Genomic DNA, 288 nt, shown 5'->3' with positions numbered 1-288 from the left:
CCATGGTTGGTGGTCGACGTACCAGCGCACTGTCTTGTAGATTCCAGTTTCGAAATCCTCTTCCGCACGCCATCCTAGCTCTCGCTCGAGCTTGGAGGCATCAATTGCATAGCGGTGATCGTGCCCGGGGCGGTCGGGAACAAAACTTATAAGATTTCGGTGGGAGCCGCTCGGGTTCGGGCTGATCTCGTCGAGCAGGTCGCAGATTCGTTCGACCACGTGGAGATTGGTGCGCTCGTTACGGCCGCCGACGTTGTAGGTCTCGCCTATACTTCCCCGCTCCAGGAC

1 protein-coding gene is annotated in these 288 nt (G+C 58.3%); it reads right to left on the bottom strand.

Features of this window, described 5'->3' with window-relative positions:
- Positions 1–288 (bottom strand): GDP-mannose 4,6-dehydratase (locus QSV46_RS39415; RefSeq protein WP_314964050.1); only part of this gene is annotated, 288 nt, incomplete at both ends.

Origin of the sequence: Bradyrhizobium cosmicum, assembly GCF_032290525.1 — a bacterium.
GTDB lineage: Bacteria > Pseudomonadota > Alphaproteobacteria > Rhizobiales > Xanthobacteraceae > Bradyrhizobium > Bradyrhizobium cosmicum_A.
This window is presented reverse-complemented; position numbering and strand designations above follow the sequence as displayed.